This is a genomic window from Synechococcus sp. UW106 (assembly GCF_900474015.1).
GTDB lineage: Bacteria > Cyanobacteriota > Cyanobacteriia > PCC-6307 > Cyanobiaceae > Parasynechococcus.
In genome coordinates this window covers 325,733-339,389 of record NZ_UCNV01000008.1, presented here as the reverse complement: position 1 = coordinate 339,389, position 13,657 = coordinate 325,733, and the positions used below count along the sequence as shown (strand labels likewise).

At 57.0% G+C, this 13,657-nt stretch carries 14 protein-coding genes and 1 tRNA gene; 7 read left to right on the top strand and 8 right to left on the bottom strand.

The window, feature by feature from the left end:
* Positions 1-40: 40 nt before the first annotated feature.
* Together DXY30_RS06585 and DXY30_RS06580 are read right to left on the bottom strand one after the other, a co-directional pair.
* Positions 41-114, bottom strand: a tRNA-Met gene (locus DXY30_RS06585).
* Positions 115-160: 46 nt separating this feature from the next.
* Complete coding sequence (locus DXY30_RS06580; RefSeq protein WP_115093886.1) at positions 161-463, bottom strand: hypothetical protein; 303 nt, start codon at positions 461-463, stop codon at positions 161-163.
* 121 nt (positions 464-584) lie between these two features.
* Between DXY30_RS06580 and DXY30_RS06575 the strand changes: the two genes are divergently transcribed.
* Positions 585-1,187, top strand: a complete 603-nt coding sequence (locus DXY30_RS06575; protein ID WP_115023120.1) for a peroxiredoxin — start codon at positions 585-587, stop codon at positions 1,185-1,187.
* A gap of 45 nt (positions 1,188-1,232) precedes the next feature.
* Here DXY30_RS06575 and DXY30_RS06570 read toward each other — a convergent pair whose 3' ends face one another.
* Positions 1,233-3,980 (bottom strand): UPF0182 family protein, encoded by a 2,748-nt coding sequence (locus DXY30_RS06570; RefSeq protein ID WP_115093884.1) that lies wholly within the window; start codon positions 3,978-3,980, stop codon positions 1,233-1,235.
* On the bottom strand, positions 3,977-5,776 hold the full coding sequence (gene ftsH / locus DXY30_RS06565; RefSeq protein WP_115093882.1) for an ATP-dependent zinc metalloprotease FtsH: 1,800 nt from the start codon (positions 5,774-5,776) through the stop codon (positions 3,977-3,979). The genes DXY30_RS06570 and ftsH overlap by 4 nt, the downstream gene beginning before the upstream one ends.
* An 87-nt stretch (positions 5,777-5,863) precedes the next feature.
* Between ftsH and rpmF the strand changes: the two genes are divergently transcribed.
* Entirely contained in the window at positions 5,864-6,040 is a 177-nt protein-coding gene (gene rpmF, locus DXY30_RS06560; protein ID WP_115093879.1) for a 50S ribosomal protein L32, read from the top strand.
* Here rpmF and DXY30_RS06555 read toward each other — a convergent pair.
* The 3 genes from DXY30_RS06555 to DXY30_RS06545 are packed head-to-tail and all read right to left on the bottom strand — an operon-like array spanning position 6,004 to position 8,037.
* Entirely contained in the window at positions 6,004-6,960 is a 957-nt protein-coding gene (locus DXY30_RS06555) for a phosphoribulokinase (RefSeq protein ID WP_244281301.1), read from the bottom strand. The genes rpmF and DXY30_RS06555 overlap by 37 nt on opposite strands.
* Before the next feature lie 10 nt (positions 6,961-6,970).
* On the bottom strand, positions 6,971-7,282 hold the full coding sequence (locus tag DXY30_RS06550; protein WP_115093875.1) for a DUF565 domain-containing protein: 312 nt from the start codon (positions 7,280-7,282) through the stop codon (positions 6,971-6,973).
* A complete protein-coding gene (locus DXY30_RS06545) occupies positions 7,279-8,037 on the bottom strand; it encodes an HAD-IA family hydrolase (protein WP_256359545.1) in 759 nt (252 codons plus the stop codon). Before DXY30_RS06545 ends, DXY30_RS06550 begins: the two co-directional genes overlap by 4 nt.
* A 53-nt stretch (positions 8,038-8,090) precedes the next feature.
* On the opposite strand from DXY30_RS06545, the gene recJ reads away from it, so the two are divergent.
* A complete protein-coding gene (gene recJ, locus DXY30_RS06540; RefSeq protein ID WP_115093871.1) occupies positions 8,091-9,989 on the top strand; it encodes a single-stranded-DNA-specific exonuclease RecJ in 1,899 nt (632 codons plus the stop codon).
* 10 nt (positions 9,990-9,999) lie between these two features.
* Here recJ and psb30 read toward each other — a convergent pair whose 3' ends face one another.
* On the bottom strand, positions 10,000-10,107 hold the full coding sequence (gene psb30, locus DXY30_RS06535) for a photosystem II reaction center protein Ycf12/Psb30 (protein WP_115023138.1): 108 nt from the start codon (positions 10,105-10,107) through the stop codon (positions 10,000-10,002).
* 108 nt (positions 10,108-10,215) lie between these two features.
* Between psb30 and DXY30_RS06530 the strand changes: the two genes are divergently transcribed.
* From DXY30_RS06530 to DXY30_RS06515, 4 genes are all read left to right on the top strand, one after another.
* Positions 10,216-10,590: a YkgJ family cysteine cluster protein gene (locus DXY30_RS06530; protein ID WP_115093870.1), complete on the top strand. Its 375-nt coding sequence runs from the start codon at positions 10,216-10,218 to the stop codon at positions 10,588-10,590.
* Positions 10,580-10,912 (top strand): TMEM165/GDT1 family protein, encoded by a 333-nt coding sequence (locus tag DXY30_RS06525; protein ID WP_115093868.1) that lies wholly within the window; start codon positions 10,580-10,582, stop codon positions 10,910-10,912. The genes DXY30_RS06530 and DXY30_RS06525 overlap by 11 nt, the downstream gene beginning before the upstream one ends.
* 2 nt (positions 10,913-10,914) lie before the next feature.
* The gene (locus DXY30_RS06520; protein WP_115023143.1) at positions 10,915-11,232 is read left to right on the top strand and encodes a TMEM165/GDT1 family protein; all 318 of its coding nucleotides are present in this window, start codon (positions 10,915-10,917) and stop codon (positions 11,230-11,232) included.
* Between the two features lie 100 nt (positions 11,233-11,332).
* Positions 11,333-13,654, top strand: coding sequence for an RNB domain-containing ribonuclease (locus DXY30_RS06515; protein WP_115093866.1), 2,322 nt, complete (start codon positions 11,333-11,335; stop codon positions 13,652-13,654).
* The last annotated feature ends 3 nt before the right edge of the window (positions 13,655-13,657 follow it).

Sequence of the window (13,657 nt, the reverse complement as noted above, 5' to 3'; positions counted from 1 at the left end):
ATGACAAGCAGCTGGCTTGTCCCCAGTTTTGTCGAATGAATGTCAGAGGGGAGACTTGAACTCCCGACCTCAGGGTTATGAATCCTGTGCTCTAACCAGCTGAGCTACTCTGACGCAGGCCCTTCAGGCCAGTCACCATCATACATCTCGGGGTTCTGGCTCAGCGCATGTCGATGGCATTGAGTCGATCGCGAAATGACTTGGGCTGATCATCCATGTTGGCTAGAGCATCCACCTGGACCGTCGGTGCTGGTGCCGTAGCTGGCTCGACGTTTCGCGCTGGCGCCGAACGACGGGTTGAACCGCGATTGAGACCCACACTCCGGAGCTGACCTGATCGTTGGTCACGATCCAAGGGCTTTTTGCGTAGATCTCCCTTTAGCTGGTTCAGCAGACGAAAATGTCCGGTAGCGCTGAACTTTCGAAGCAGCGAAGGGTCCCAGCTCGTGAGTTGATCAGTCATCGTCTGAGTTTATGGCGACGGAGGGCCATAGCCGTGATAGGTTGAAACGTGAAACTGGAAGTCGAATCGACTACGTATTAAGTCGGTTGCGGCCTTCAGGTCATTCATTCTCCCTCCAATCATGACCGACAACGGTTGCCTGCGTGTTGGCCAGCAGGCCCCTGATTTCACAGCTACCGCTGTGGTGGACCAGGAGTTCAAGGAAATCACGCTGTCCCAGTACCGGGGCAAGTACGTGGTGTTGTTCTTCTACCCTCTGGATTTCACCTTCGTCTGCCCGACTGAAATCACGGCCTTCAGTGACCGTTATTCCGATTTCTCCAGCAAGAACACCGAAGTACTCGGCGTTTCCGTAGACAGCCAGTTCAGCCACCTGGCTTGGATTCAGACAGCACGCAATCAGGGTGGCCTGGGTGACATCAACTATCCCCTCGTCGCTGACCTGAAGAAGGAAATTTCGACGGCTTACAACGTCCTCGATGACGCTGAGGGTGTCGCCTTGCGTGGCCTGTTCATCATCGATCCCGATGGCGTCATCATGCACGCCACGATCAACAACCTGCCCGTGGGTCGTAACGTTGATGAAACCCTGCGGGTTCTGCAGGCCTTCCAGTACGTGCAGTCCAACCCTGACGAGGTCTGCCCCGCTAACTGGACTCCTGGCGAAAAGACCATGAAGCCCGATCCCAAAGGCTCGAAAGAGTATTTCTCGGCAATCGGCTGATTTCTCTTCAGCACGCGATTTGGCATGCATCGTTTGCCCTACCCCTCAAACGGGTGGGGCTTTTTTCATGAGTTGCTCTAAGGCAAGGGACAGGCTTTGATCCATGGCAATTGAGCGACCATCACTGACGACGATTCGTGCCAGAGAGGGCAAGCCCACCTTGCTGGTGCGCAGATAAACCGGTTCGACGTAGAGAAGACCGTCGCCAACGGGTAGAACCAGAAGATTGCCTTGTACGAGTTCGAGGTCGCCTTGATCCCAGAGTCCAAACACCTTGCTGACTTCAGGATCTTGATGAATCAGAGCCTGAACTTGTTCAGGACCAAGAATGTTCTTGTCCTTAGGGAAATCGATGAGAAGCAATTCACCGTAATGATCGCCATCGTTTCGGGCTGCCAACCAGGCTGTTAAATTCGGCCGAGCCAATGGGGTTAATGGTTGCAGCAGGAGGAATTCTGAATTGTCATTCCCCTGAACTTGTGCCGTAATGTGATAAGGCTGTACGTCAACTTTGCGGCCACCATAAATCTCACTTGGTACTTGCCAGACATCATCACCGCTATAAAAAATTCTTGGGTCTTCAACGTGATAACGCTTTAGTTGATTGACCTGAACATTGAAGAAATCCTCAGGCACTCTGAGGTGATCGCGAACAAACTTTGGCATTGCATTCATCGATTCAAACAAGACCGGGAATGCTTGATTCCAAGCGCTGATGATTGGATCGTCGGGTTCCGAAATATAAAAGTGAACACTGCCGTTGTAAGCATCAACGATGGCTTTAACCGAGTTCCTCAAATACCGTTCCGGATTATTTGCTCCTACCGCCGCGCTATAGGCCAGGGTTGAACTGTGTGTATATCCCTCGACGACCCAATATTGATGTTGTTGGCGTTGTTCAGATTGCGATTTGGTCGTGCTTGTTGGGTCTGCTGTAGCTTCTGGAATCGAGATCAAATAAGGATCACCACGAAAATCAATGAACGGAGCGATCGCGGCAACACGATTTCGAACTTCACGTCGAATCAGAAGCTTTGAATCATTGGTGATCGCCTTGGTTGTCAGTAAACGTGGCTCATGGAGGTAAACAGCCGCTGCACACCGTTGCAGCCAGGATCCAATGGGTATCCCACCAAAACCCTGATAGTGGGTATCAACATTGAGATCTCCTTCGGGGTAGTCGAATTCCGCGATCTGCGTGGGCGCGACCGCATAAGGAGAAGGCAGCATTCCGTAATACAGCGCGGCATCGCCGACAGGTATCGCCTCTCTGACCTCCGATTGTTCAATTCCTAGTGCCTCATTCCCCTCAATCCTTGTTTCCGTGCCGAGGTCACTGATGAAATACGAGGGCAAGCCATCGTTGCTGCGCTCGTTCACGGGGCTAACCGTGAATCCATAGCCATGAGTAAAAATAAAATGGCGGTTCTGCCAGGTTCTTGATCGGCGTGGCAGGGCTGACTGATCCAATTCACGTGCCGAAAGGATCACCTGTTGCGCCGTATCGCTGTCTTGATTGAGCGGATATCGATCAACGGCCGCATTCGAAAAGCGGTAATAAACACGAAGTTGTTGTAGTTGCCGATTGGCTTCCAACAAGGGAGCGCTGTCCCACAGGCGCACATTGTCCAGGGTGCTTTCGCCTTGCTCTAGATCAGCGCTGCTTAACTTGGTTTTTGGTTCGTAGACACGCCGTTTGATCCGATCCAGCTGGAATCCCCGCTGTGTCGCCTGAATGGCATTGGCTAGGTAAGGAGCCTGCAAATCCAGTTCCTGCGGCCGCACCACGAGCCAGCGTGTGAGCGGTGTAGCGATCATCTCGAGAGCCACGAGCGACGCCAAGCTCAAGACCAGGCCCTGACGAAACCGTCTCCGACAAGGAAACAGCAGCGCGAGTGCGATCAGAACCAACAGAAGTGTGACGCCACCACGCAAGGGAAGGGTGAGGTGATGCTGCAGCCAACCAGCACCAGCCACCAATCCGTGTTGTGTCCAAAGCAGCTGGTGCCTCGATAACCACACCAGCCCTGCCGCTCCCAGCAGAAGAACAGCCGAGGGCAGTTTGAGCAGTTGAATCTGTCGGGCTGAAAAAACTGGACTGGCCCAGTCAGAGATGGCTTTTGAGCGGGCCAGGCAACGCCAGAGCTCAAAACTGAGAGTGAAAGCGGCACTGAGGACTAGCAACTCCAGGCCTAGATCCACTCCAGCGAAGCGACCTAATCCGAAGCTGAGATCGGCCTCAAGGATTGGATCATGCAAGGAGCTGTTGGGAATCGAGAGGGATAGCGACCAGATCCCCCACGATCGGGCGACGACCAAGACGAAAGAGCCCGCAATGATTCGTGCCAGCCAGGGGTTCCAACGCGGCCAGGCCATCGCTAGGGCAATCAGCCCGCCCTGGATCAGCATCACCAAAGTCGTGATCCGGTTGTGTGGAACCAGAAACTGTTGCCATTCGGCCAGTTGGAACGGATGACGGGTGGACAACTCCGCCAGATTGAGCGCCAGCATTGAGCTGATCAGCAGAACACCGCCACATAGAAAAAGTGCTGTTGCGTAGGACCAGCCGGTCAAACACACTCCCTGGGATGACACAACGTTCTGACGCCTGAACTGTCTCGACCAGGTGCGTGCAGCCAGCAGCGGCAGCAGTGCAAATCCCGCAAAGAGCAGCTGCAGTAGCCAGCGTTTCAGAAGGACGTTGGTCCAGCCGAACTGCTCAAACCAGAGCCACTCGATCTGCATCCGGGCTGCGACAACAACCAGCGGCAGCAGAAGGAGGAGGCGTCTCATGGGAGTCCAGCGATCTCGCGGAAACGATCACCGTTGATCGTTTCCTCCGCAATCAAAACTTCAACCAGGTGGTCCATCAACTCCCGACGCTGCTCCAGCAGAGCGATGGCCTGCGCCAAAGCATTCTTGGCGAGCTGGCGGATCTGTGCATCAATGGCCTGGCCCGTGGATTCGGCATAGCCAGGCCGTTGGTTGAACCAGTCGCGACCGAGGAAGACCTCCGATCCCGGACCCTCCAGCGCCATCGGTCCGAGATTGGAAAAGCCGAAGCGTGTCACCATCTCGCGGGCCAGTTGAGCCACCATCTGGAGATCTCCACTAGCCCCCTGGGTGATCTCGAGGGTGCCGAAGACCACTTGCTCCGCTGCTCGTCCACCCAATGCCACAACCAGATCCGCCAGGCAGGACGAGCGGGTGACCAAACCGGAATCGAGCACCTCTTCGTCTGGCATGAAGCGGGTGTATCCACCGGCTCCGCCCCGAGGAAGAATCGTGACCTTATCCACCGCATTGGCGGCCGGCAGAAGGGTCGCCACAAGGGCGTGGCCCACCTCGTGGTAGGCGATGAGGCGTTTTTTGGCGGTGTCCTGCAAGGGGCGGTTGCTCAGCCCCATGGTGATGCGTTCCAAGGCACCTTCCAGCTGAAACTGGCCGATGCGGAGCATGTTCTGACGTGCCGTGAGGATGGCTGCCTCATTGAGAAGATTGGCAAGATCAGCACCAGAGAATCCGGGGGTCCGGCTCGCCCAATCCGACAAAGAGACGGAGTCATCGAGGGGTCTTGTTCTGGCGTGCACCGCAAGAATCGCCTCACGTCCACGCCGATCAGGTAGGCCCACATCAATGCGGCGGTCGAATCGTCCTGGCCTCAGGAGAGCGGCATCAAGTACGTCGGCGCGGTTCGTCGCCGCAAGAAGGATCACGCCGGAGTTCTCCTCGAATCCATCCATCTCCGTCAGGAGTTGGTTGAGGGTCTGCTCACGTTCATCGTTACCGCCGCCGATTCCAGCCCCACGCTGACGACCGACGGCATCGATCTCATCAATGAAGACGATGCAGGGGGATTTTTCCTTGGCCTGGCGGAATAGATCGCGAACTCTGCTCGCGCCGACACCAACGAAAAGTTCCACAAATTCGGACGCTGCCATGGAGAAGAAGGGCACTTCCGCTTCTCCTGCAATCGCCTTGGCTAGAAGGGTTTTCCCTGTCCCAGGGGGGCCGACCAATAGCACGCCCCGGGGAATCTTGGCGCCAAGTCGAATGAAAGCCTCAGGCTGCTTGAGAAAGGTGACGACCTCCTCAAGTTCGAGCCGTGCATCGTTGATTCCGGCGACATCCTCAAAACGAAGCTGCAGGTCTTCCTGCGGTTTCAACCGGGGCTGACTGCGCCCAAAACCAAGGGCACGATTCGCCATTTGTGCTGAACGTTTCAGCAAAAAAGACAAACCGACCACCACCAGGAGCACCAGAAACAGGGTCCCCGCCAGTTCTCGACCTGCTTGTTCGCGTCGCACATCCACGACCGTCAGGGATGTGCCGGAGCTCTCGGCAGCGCGCAGGATCTGATTGTCGTTCGCGAAGACGGGAACAGTGATTCGTCGCCCGTCGTTGTATTGGACCCTGACCTCCCTCTGGTCCGGCACGAGATCCAACTGCTTGATCTGTTTTGCGTCGATATCCCGCAGCAGGGTGGAATAACTCACAGTGTCCTGTTTCTTCCAGAAACCCTGAATCGAGGAAGGTTGAACCTTCTGAAGGGCAGCGGAACCACTAGAGCTGTTCGAACCTGGTGCCACGTCAACGCTGCGCTTTGTTAAGCCTAGCGATTTGACGCAAGGGGGTTCCAAACGAGACAATCTCGGTTTGGAAATTCACCAGGCGCAATGGCCGTCCCGAAGAAGAAAACATCCAAGGCCAAGCGCAACCAGCGCAGCGCCACTTGGAAGGCCAAGGCTGCCGTTGCCGCACAGCGTGCAATGTCTATCGGCAAATCTGTGTTGAGTGGCCGGGCTCAGGGTTTTGTCTACCCAGTGAGTGAAGCCGAAGACGGCGAATCCTGAATCGCTTTGGGGAGGTGGATTCGCCGCAAGGTTCTATCCGAATCGACCTCCACAACAACATCAGCGCGCATCTGTTGAAAACAGCTTGAGGGCAGTGCGCAGAGAATCATTCGGATGAAACGTTCCAGTTCTGAAGAGGAGAGTGATGCTCCTCGTTCAGACTGAAGCGTTGCTTCCTGTTGGCGTTTCCAGAGCAAAGGAGCGTTGAAATTGCGTGCTCGCAATTGCCAGAGCTGATCGAAGCTGCTCCAGATCGCTTCGTAATCGGCAAGTACGGGTTGCAGTTTTGTGCGCCACGCCAGTTCCTCCGGTGCCAAAGGAGTTTCGAGATGGGATTCTGCTGTTGCAAGGTCCATCGTCGATTCACAGCCGACAAACCAACCCTCGAGAATCAAGACGTCGGCGTCACAGCGTCGCCAACCGTTGCGATCTCCACGACCATTTCTCTTCGCTTTGTCAAAGCAAGGCATCGACACGTCTTGGCCCTGTCGCCATTGCAGAAGGCAGTCCTGCAGAAGGTTCAGGTCATGGCTGCCCGGAAGCGCGCGAGGCACCCCCCAAGGGTTACCGCGCATTGCTGCGTCAAGCCGATCCGCTTCGAAATAAAAATCATCCAGTGAAACCACTTGAATCGATAGGTCCAAGACCTTTGCGGCGGCTTCAATCCATTGCCCAAGGGTGGTCTTACCGCATCCTGGGAGAGCATTGAGCCCCAACAGACGGCGTTGCCCACGCCATTCGTTCGCCAGACTCAGAAGGGGCAATCCAACCGACCACAACCAATCCGGTGTTGCTTCGGGATGCCAATGGTCGAGAGCAACTTGATGGCGCTCCGTTTTGCGCTGTTCTGCGAACCAGGTCGCTGCATCACCCAGATGAAGGTGGTGGAGCAACCGTTGCTGGTCGTCGCTCGGAATCAAACGTTGGCCCTCAGGATCCAACTTTGAAGGCCTCCAAAACTACGGAATAAACAAAACCGAGCCGCAGGTTGTCGAGCCAGGGGAGACGACGGCGCCAGAGCACCAGCAGTTCACAGGCAATAAGGGAATAGAGGGCTGTGAACGTTCTGACCCCTACGGCATTCGCCAGATGCACTGTGAGATTGCTGCCGATAAAAAAGCCAATCAGAAGAATCAACAACGACGCACTACGTCGCCACCAGGGGCCAGACCAATTGCGTCGAAGGACTGCTCCCCAACTGTTCTGCAGGCCCGCCAGGCGTGTGCGCTGGATTGAGCTCATCTATCAGGCACCGACAGCAGAGTCTGCAAATACTTCAGCGTCACTGTTCCGTCCTGGCAAGTGGGACCGGAACGTACGGTCGCCGGCTCCCCCGGTTCCCCAAGGTGATCCAGCACGGCAGCTGCATTTTTACTGGCATCACGCAGGGCAGATGCATCCCAGGGGGAGGGGGTGAGCAGACAACACAGACCAGCTGCCGTTGCAGCAGACAGACCCGCCGCTGAATCTTCCACAGCGAGACTTGCCGCACCATCGGCGCCACTGCGCCTGAGGGCCAGCAGGTAGCCGTCCGGTGCAGGTTTGCCTGCTGAAACGTCGTCGGATGTCACGACGCCATCGAAGTGAGGGATGTCGTTCTGAATCTGCTCGAGAAGGGCCATCACGGAGGCGGATCCGCTTGAAGTCACAATCCACTGCTGCACCCCGGCGAAGTTCAGCTCCTCCAGCAGTCTCCTGACACCCGGGCGCAACTTCACATGGCCCTGACGGACGCGCTCCAGATAATGCAGCCTTTTGCGATCACGCACTTGATCCAATTGATCCTGGCTGAGCATCACCCCACGGTCTTCAGCGTGGACCTTCACCCTGCGGAGCCCTCCAGGAATTGCCAGAAGCGTGTTGTAAAGCTGTTCATCCCAATGAAACGGAAGATTTAGCTCCTCGAAAGTCTTGTTAAAGGCAGGGCGATGACCATCCATTTCCGTGTCGGCCAAGGTTCCATCCACATCCCAAAAAACCGCTGAAAGCCTGTTCAACTTGATGACCAGCAACGGCACAATGCTGGGACATCACCGCCTGTTGCGTTCCCTTGCCGGCTGTCCCCCTTCACTGGTCCTGGTCCCTTCCGGCCGTAGTGGAACCGTCGCCATTGCTGGGGCTTGATTTACCGCTGGCGTTGCGGTGTGTTCTGCGTCGCAGGGGCTTCACGTCACGATCCGAGGCGGAAACGTTCCTCTCACCTGGTGATCTGCCGCCCACCAGCGATCACTTCCCTGATCTGGAACAAGCCTGTGCGCGCTTGGTTAAGGCTTGCCATGCCAGAGAACGCGTGGCCATCTGTGGCGATTACGACGCCGATGGAATGACCAGCACAGCTCTCCTTTTGAGAGCTTTGGGCCCGCTTGGCGCCGATCCAGAGCCAGCGATTCCGTCACGGATGGACGAGGGATACGGCCTCAACCCAGCCATGGTTCAGCGGCTTTTTGACGACGGAGTGCGACTTTTGGTCACCGTCGATAACGGCGTTGCCGCGCGGGAAGCGCTCGATCTCGCTGCCAGCTTGCACATGCAGGTGATCGTGACTGATCACCACACCATCCCGGCGAAACGGCCGCCCATGACCGCCCTGATTCACCCAGCGACTACACCGGACGGCTCTCCTTATCGTGGTCTGGCTGGGGTTGGACTGGCTTATGTGCTTGCCCATGCCGTGGCCGAAGCCCTGAACAAACCTGAGGCCATCCGCGTGGCTCGGGATCTGTTCTGCATTGGGACTGTGGCCGATATGGCCCCCTTGGTAGGCGCCAACCGCAGCTGGTTGCTGGAGGGACTGAATCATCTACATCGTTCCGAGTGCAGCGGATTGCAAGCGCTGCAGCGTCTAGCTGGTCTCGGGGAACGTCCGCTGACGGCCGAAGACATCGGATTTCAACTTGCACCACGCATCAATGCCGTTGGTCGCTTAGGAGAACCGAAGCTCGTTGTGGATCTACTCACAGCGGAAGACTCTGATTCGGCAATGGCGCTGGCGCGACGTTGTGATGATTTCAACCGCCAGCGGCGCGATCTGTGCGATGCGATTGAAGCGGAGGCCGTGGCCCTCGTGGATGCGGAGACAAGTGATGCTCTCCCGTCATTTCTTCTTTTGGCGCAAAGCCACTGGCATCACGGGGTGATTGGAATTGTTGCTGCGCGTCTGATGGAGCGATATCACCGACCCACCGCTCTCCTGGCTGGAGATGGTGATGGCTGTCTTCGGGCTTCGGTGCGTGGGCCCGTCGGATTTGCTGTGGATGATGCCCTCTCCAGTTGCAGTGATCTGTTGTCCCGTTTTGGAGGCCATCCCGCCGCCGGTGGGTTCACCGTGAAAGCTGAGCATGTGCATGCCCTGCATGAACGCCTCTGCGAACAAGCGGATGGTTGGCTGATGACCCAGGCCCTCGGCCGACCCGTGCAACCCGATGCCCTGCTGCATTTAAAGGACGTGAACTGGGAGCTCTGGCGGCATTTGCAATCCTTGGCTCCCTTTGGGATCGGTCATCCGAAACCGTTGTTCTGGTCACGGGGCGTCAACGTTGAGGAGCGCCGTGACCTCAAAGGAGGACACCTAGCCCTGAGGCTTCGCCAGGGAGACAGCGAGCGCCGTGCCATTGCCTGGCGATGGGATCCATCAGCGGTCGTACCCGAATCCTGTGACGTTGCCTACAGCATTTCGATCAACCGTTGGCAGGGCGAACAGCGTCTGCAACTGGAGCTCAAAGCAATTCGAGCCCATACGGAGCTTGTGCTGATCGACCGCGGGAACCGTCAGTACACAGCTAGCTGGACCGAAATGTCAGGTCTCACGCTCACCAATGGAGAGGGGAAAACCTTGCAGGCAAAGATTGAACAAGAAAAAACCCTCACCAGTGACGACGACCTGGCGAGGGATACACGTGTCGTTCAGTTGATGGAGGAAGCCTGTCTTGGATTGGGGCTTCGTCCCTAAGCAGAGGCGATCAGAGCGCGCCGCGGCGGTAGAAGAGGATGAAGATGACAGCGGGGCCGGCAATGGTGATCAACGCCAGGGCGGCAAAGTTGGCGATCAGGTGAATGTCAAAGCCCATGACGATGCAGCGCTGTCCGAAATCTTTTCACCTCCCAGGCTACGGGGCTCTGTCCCGAGATCGACGAATTCGTTCCTCTCTCTGTGATGGCTTGTCACAGCCTCAGCGATGACCAGAGAAAAGCTTCAGTGGACCTGCATCAAGCACTGCGGTGCCTGTTGTCGACTCGCTCCGGAGGAACGTGCTGATGCTCTAGCGGCTTTGACCGAAGATCAACAGCGCACCTATCTAGCCATGGTGGGGCCAGATGGCTGGTGCATCAATTACGACACGGGCAGGCAGCGCTGCAGGATCTACGACGAGCGTCCTGATTTCTGCCGCGTCAGCGAGCTGGGGCGGTTGTTTCACGTTCCAGAGGATGCTCTCGACGGCTTCGCCATTGCCTGTTGCAACCAGCAGATCCGCAGCACCTATGGCGGCCGCAGTGGCGTGATGCGTAGGTTCAACCGCGCGCAGACAGCGGGAGGTCCTGTTGACCAGTGAGCAAACAAGCAACGAGTCGCGGAGCTTCGCTGCCGTGCTGTTCAGCACCTTCACAACCGTTTTCCTGGCTGAACTGGGAGACAAGACGCAGCTGGCGACGCTCCTGCTCTCCGCCCAGTCCGGCTCACCGGTGTTGGTATTCATCGGTGCCGCACTGGCTTTGATTGCGTCCAGCCTTGTGGGAGTCCTCGTGGGTCAATGGTTGGCCAAAACGCTTCCTCCTGAGCGACTGGAGCTGATGGCTGGACTGCTGATGGTGGCCCTTGGCATCTGGCTGGGCCTGCAAGCCGCCCGATCTTTATGGCTTAGTGCTGCGAGTTGACGATGGATTTTCCCCTTCTGATTTCCACCTTCTTGACTGTGTTCTTGGCCGAACTCGGTGACAAGACCCAACTCGCCACCGTCGCCATCAGCGGCACTTCAAATCGCCCCCTGGCGGTGTTTCTTGGATCATCATCAGCGCTTGTTCTCGCGAGCTTGCTTGGAGCCTTTGCAGGAGGATCCGTCGCGACAGTGATTCCCAGCGACCTTCTCCAGTTGGTTGCTTCCATCGGTTTTCTCGTGATTGGTGGTCGCTTGCTGCTGCCTCTGTTCAGCGATGCTGAAAACTCCACAGACGGGGATCAGACTTCAGAGCCTTAAAGTGAAGTTCGAAGGGTTGACTCAGCACGGCCAGCTGTTCGGCGTCGGCCACCCCTTCCTTCTCTCCCGGCCCTGATGGTCGGTTCCTGCGTACGCCACGATGAAATTCACGGTTGCCGATCTGCTGGATCAGCTCTCTACAGAGCATCCTTCTGAACAAGACCAGCTGGCCAAGATCCTGAAGCTCAATAAGGCGGATCAAGTGTCACTGGAGCTTGCTCTCGCATCACTGGTGAAGCTCGGTGTCGTTGAACGATCGAGCGAGGGTGGACTCAAGCGCCCACTTGAAAATGATCTGATTGATGCCCGACTGAGGTGCAGTAGCAAAGGGTTCTGCTTCGCCATTCGTGATGACGGCGGTGAGGACATCTACATCCGGGATCATCAGCTCAACCATGCTTGGAATGGTGATCGCGTGTTGGTGCGTGTAACGCGCGAGGGCGGACGACGACGCTCTCCTGAAGGCGGCGTTCAGTGCATCCTTGAGCGTGCAACCCGCTCTCTGCTGGCCCAGGTGGAGCAACAGGGCCAGCAGTTACTGGCATCACCACTTGATGACAGGGTGCTGGCTGGCATCGAACTGCCACCAGAGGATTCCGAGCATCTACCTGGAGAAGAGATCTCAAGCGTCGTCGAGGTGCACATTGACCGCTATCCCGTAGCCCAAAACGCTGCTGCAGGGCGTGTGGTGCGCTCTCTCCCGCTCAACGGCGGCCCTGCAGCGGATCGTGACCTCTTATTGACCAAGGCTGGGCTTCAAGATCGTCCGGCGGCGCCCCGTAGTTCTGGCAAAACTCCTGCGGCGAAGGGCCGTGTCGATCTGACCGGACAACCGTGCCTCCTTCTCAAAGGCTGGAAGCAGGAAGATGCACCGGGCTTGCCGGCAGTTCATGTTGAAGCCAAGGATGGCGGATGCCGTCTATGGATCCACGTGCCCAGCGTGGGCGAGCGAATCGGATTAGGCAGCAGCCTCGATGTTTGTCTGCGAGATCGCGGTGAAGCGCTTTGCCTCGGTGAGGTCTGGCACCCCCTGCTAACACCCGCGCTGCACAAAGCGACGAGCTTCGCCACCGGCACAGATGTCGAGGCCATCAGCGTGCGACTGGACATCGGAGCCAATGGTGAACTCTGCGACTGGGAGTTCATGCTCAGCACGGTTCGCCCCACAGCCGAAGTGAGCGCTGATCAATTAATCGCTCTGGCGGAACGCAAACCAAAGGCTCGAAGCATTCCGGCGGCACTTAAGCCCATCAAAGATCAGTTGGCTCAACTGGAGACCTTGCGGTTCTGCAGCACTCTCCTGCTGGACTACGAGCGCAACATCGGGGCTGTGCAACTGGACCTACGCCCTCCCCAGCTGGAGGCGCTTGGTGATCTACGCAGTGCGGATCCATCCGGTCTTCGTCATCGCTGGGTTGACGCCTTCAACCCGGAGGATCCCCATGCATTCCTCCAACCTCTGCTGAGGTGTGCCGATCGTGCCTGGACTGCACACCGGATTGATCTCCAATTGCCCGGGATCAGCATTCAGGCTGAGGAACCCGATGGCAACGTCTTGACCGATGTTGCCAAGACGGCCATCGCCTTGGACCTCCCCCTTGAACTCGATGACGAGGGGTGTCCGTCAGCGTCCGAGCTGATCCAGGTGTTCAAAGACAGCAGCCAACGACGGGTGCTTGAACAACAGCTCAGCCACGCGCTACCTCCACTCAATTTTGCGGTGTCCACGGAGACGTCCCATGCAGAACAGGAGCCTTCCCCAGCAGAGGGAGGTGATCCAGCCAGCCATGACGCGTCATTCACCCCTTGGACCTGCGCCACACAGCATTACGGACACCTTGCCAATCAACAGTTGCTCGTTGCACTTTTGACGGACGCCAAAGATCGTCCGACCGTGCGTCACAAGACGCGTTTGAAGCTTGGTTGCAAGGGAGCAGGCGCTGATCTGACTTGGCCCTTATTTACGGCATCCCAGGACGAGAAATTGAATGGGTTGGTCAACGACCGCACGGTGCAGCGGCTCAATTCCCTTCGCCGGCAGGTGCTGGAGCTTGAAAAAGATCTGCTGTCGATGATCCAGGCCCGATCAGCACAACCGCTGATCGGCGAGCAGGTGGAAGGCCGTATCAGTGGTGTTCAGAGCTATGGCTTCTTCGTTGAAGTGGGCGAGAGTCGGGTTGAGGGCCTGGTTCATGTGAGCTCCCTCAACGATGACTGGTACGAATACAGATCACGACAGAATCGTTTGGTCGGTCGCAAGAACCGTCAGACCTATCAACTCGGTGATCAGGTTCAGGTGCGTGTGATCAATGTCGATGTTCTACGCAATCAGATAGATCTCGAGGTCATCAGTCAGGGCGACGAAGTCTCCACCGAGCTTGAACCGTCTGAGCCGCTGCCTGTTTCCCTCAGCGAGCGCTGAGTG

Coding starts and splice junctions, on each gene's coding strand:
- DXY30_RS06515 (WP_115093866.1), top strand. CDS start 11,333: ATGAAATTCACGGTTGCCGATCTGCTGGATCAGCTCTCTACAGAGCAT.
- DXY30_RS06530 (WP_115093870.1), top strand. CDS start 10,216: ATGACCAGAGAAAAGCTTCAGTGGACCTGCATCAAGCACTGCGGTGCC.
- rpmF (WP_115093879.1), top strand. CDS start 5,864: ATGGCCGTCCCGAAGAAGAAAACATCCAAGGCCAAGCGCAACCAGCGC.
- DXY30_RS06550 (WP_115093875.1), bottom strand. CDS start 7,282: ATGAGCTCAATCCAGCGCACACGCCTGGCGGGCCTGCAGAACAGTTGG.
- psb30 (WP_115023138.1), bottom strand. CDS start 10,107: ATGGGCTTTGACATTCACCTGATCGCCAACTTTGCCGCCCTGGCGTTG.
- DXY30_RS06580 (WP_115093886.1), bottom strand. CDS start 463: ATGACTGATCAACTCACGAGCTGGGACCCTTCGCTGCTTCGAAAGTTC.
- DXY30_RS06570 (WP_115093884.1), bottom strand. CDS start 3,980: ATGAGACGCCTCCTCCTTCTGCTGCCGCTGGTTGTTGTCGCAGCCCGG.
- DXY30_RS06575 (WP_115023120.1), top strand. CDS start 585: ATGACCGACAACGGTTGCCTGCGTGTTGGCCAGCAGGCCCCTGATTTC.
- DXY30_RS06520 (WP_115023143.1), top strand. CDS start 10,915: ATGGATTTTCCCCTTCTGATTTCCACCTTCTTGACTGTGTTCTTGGCC.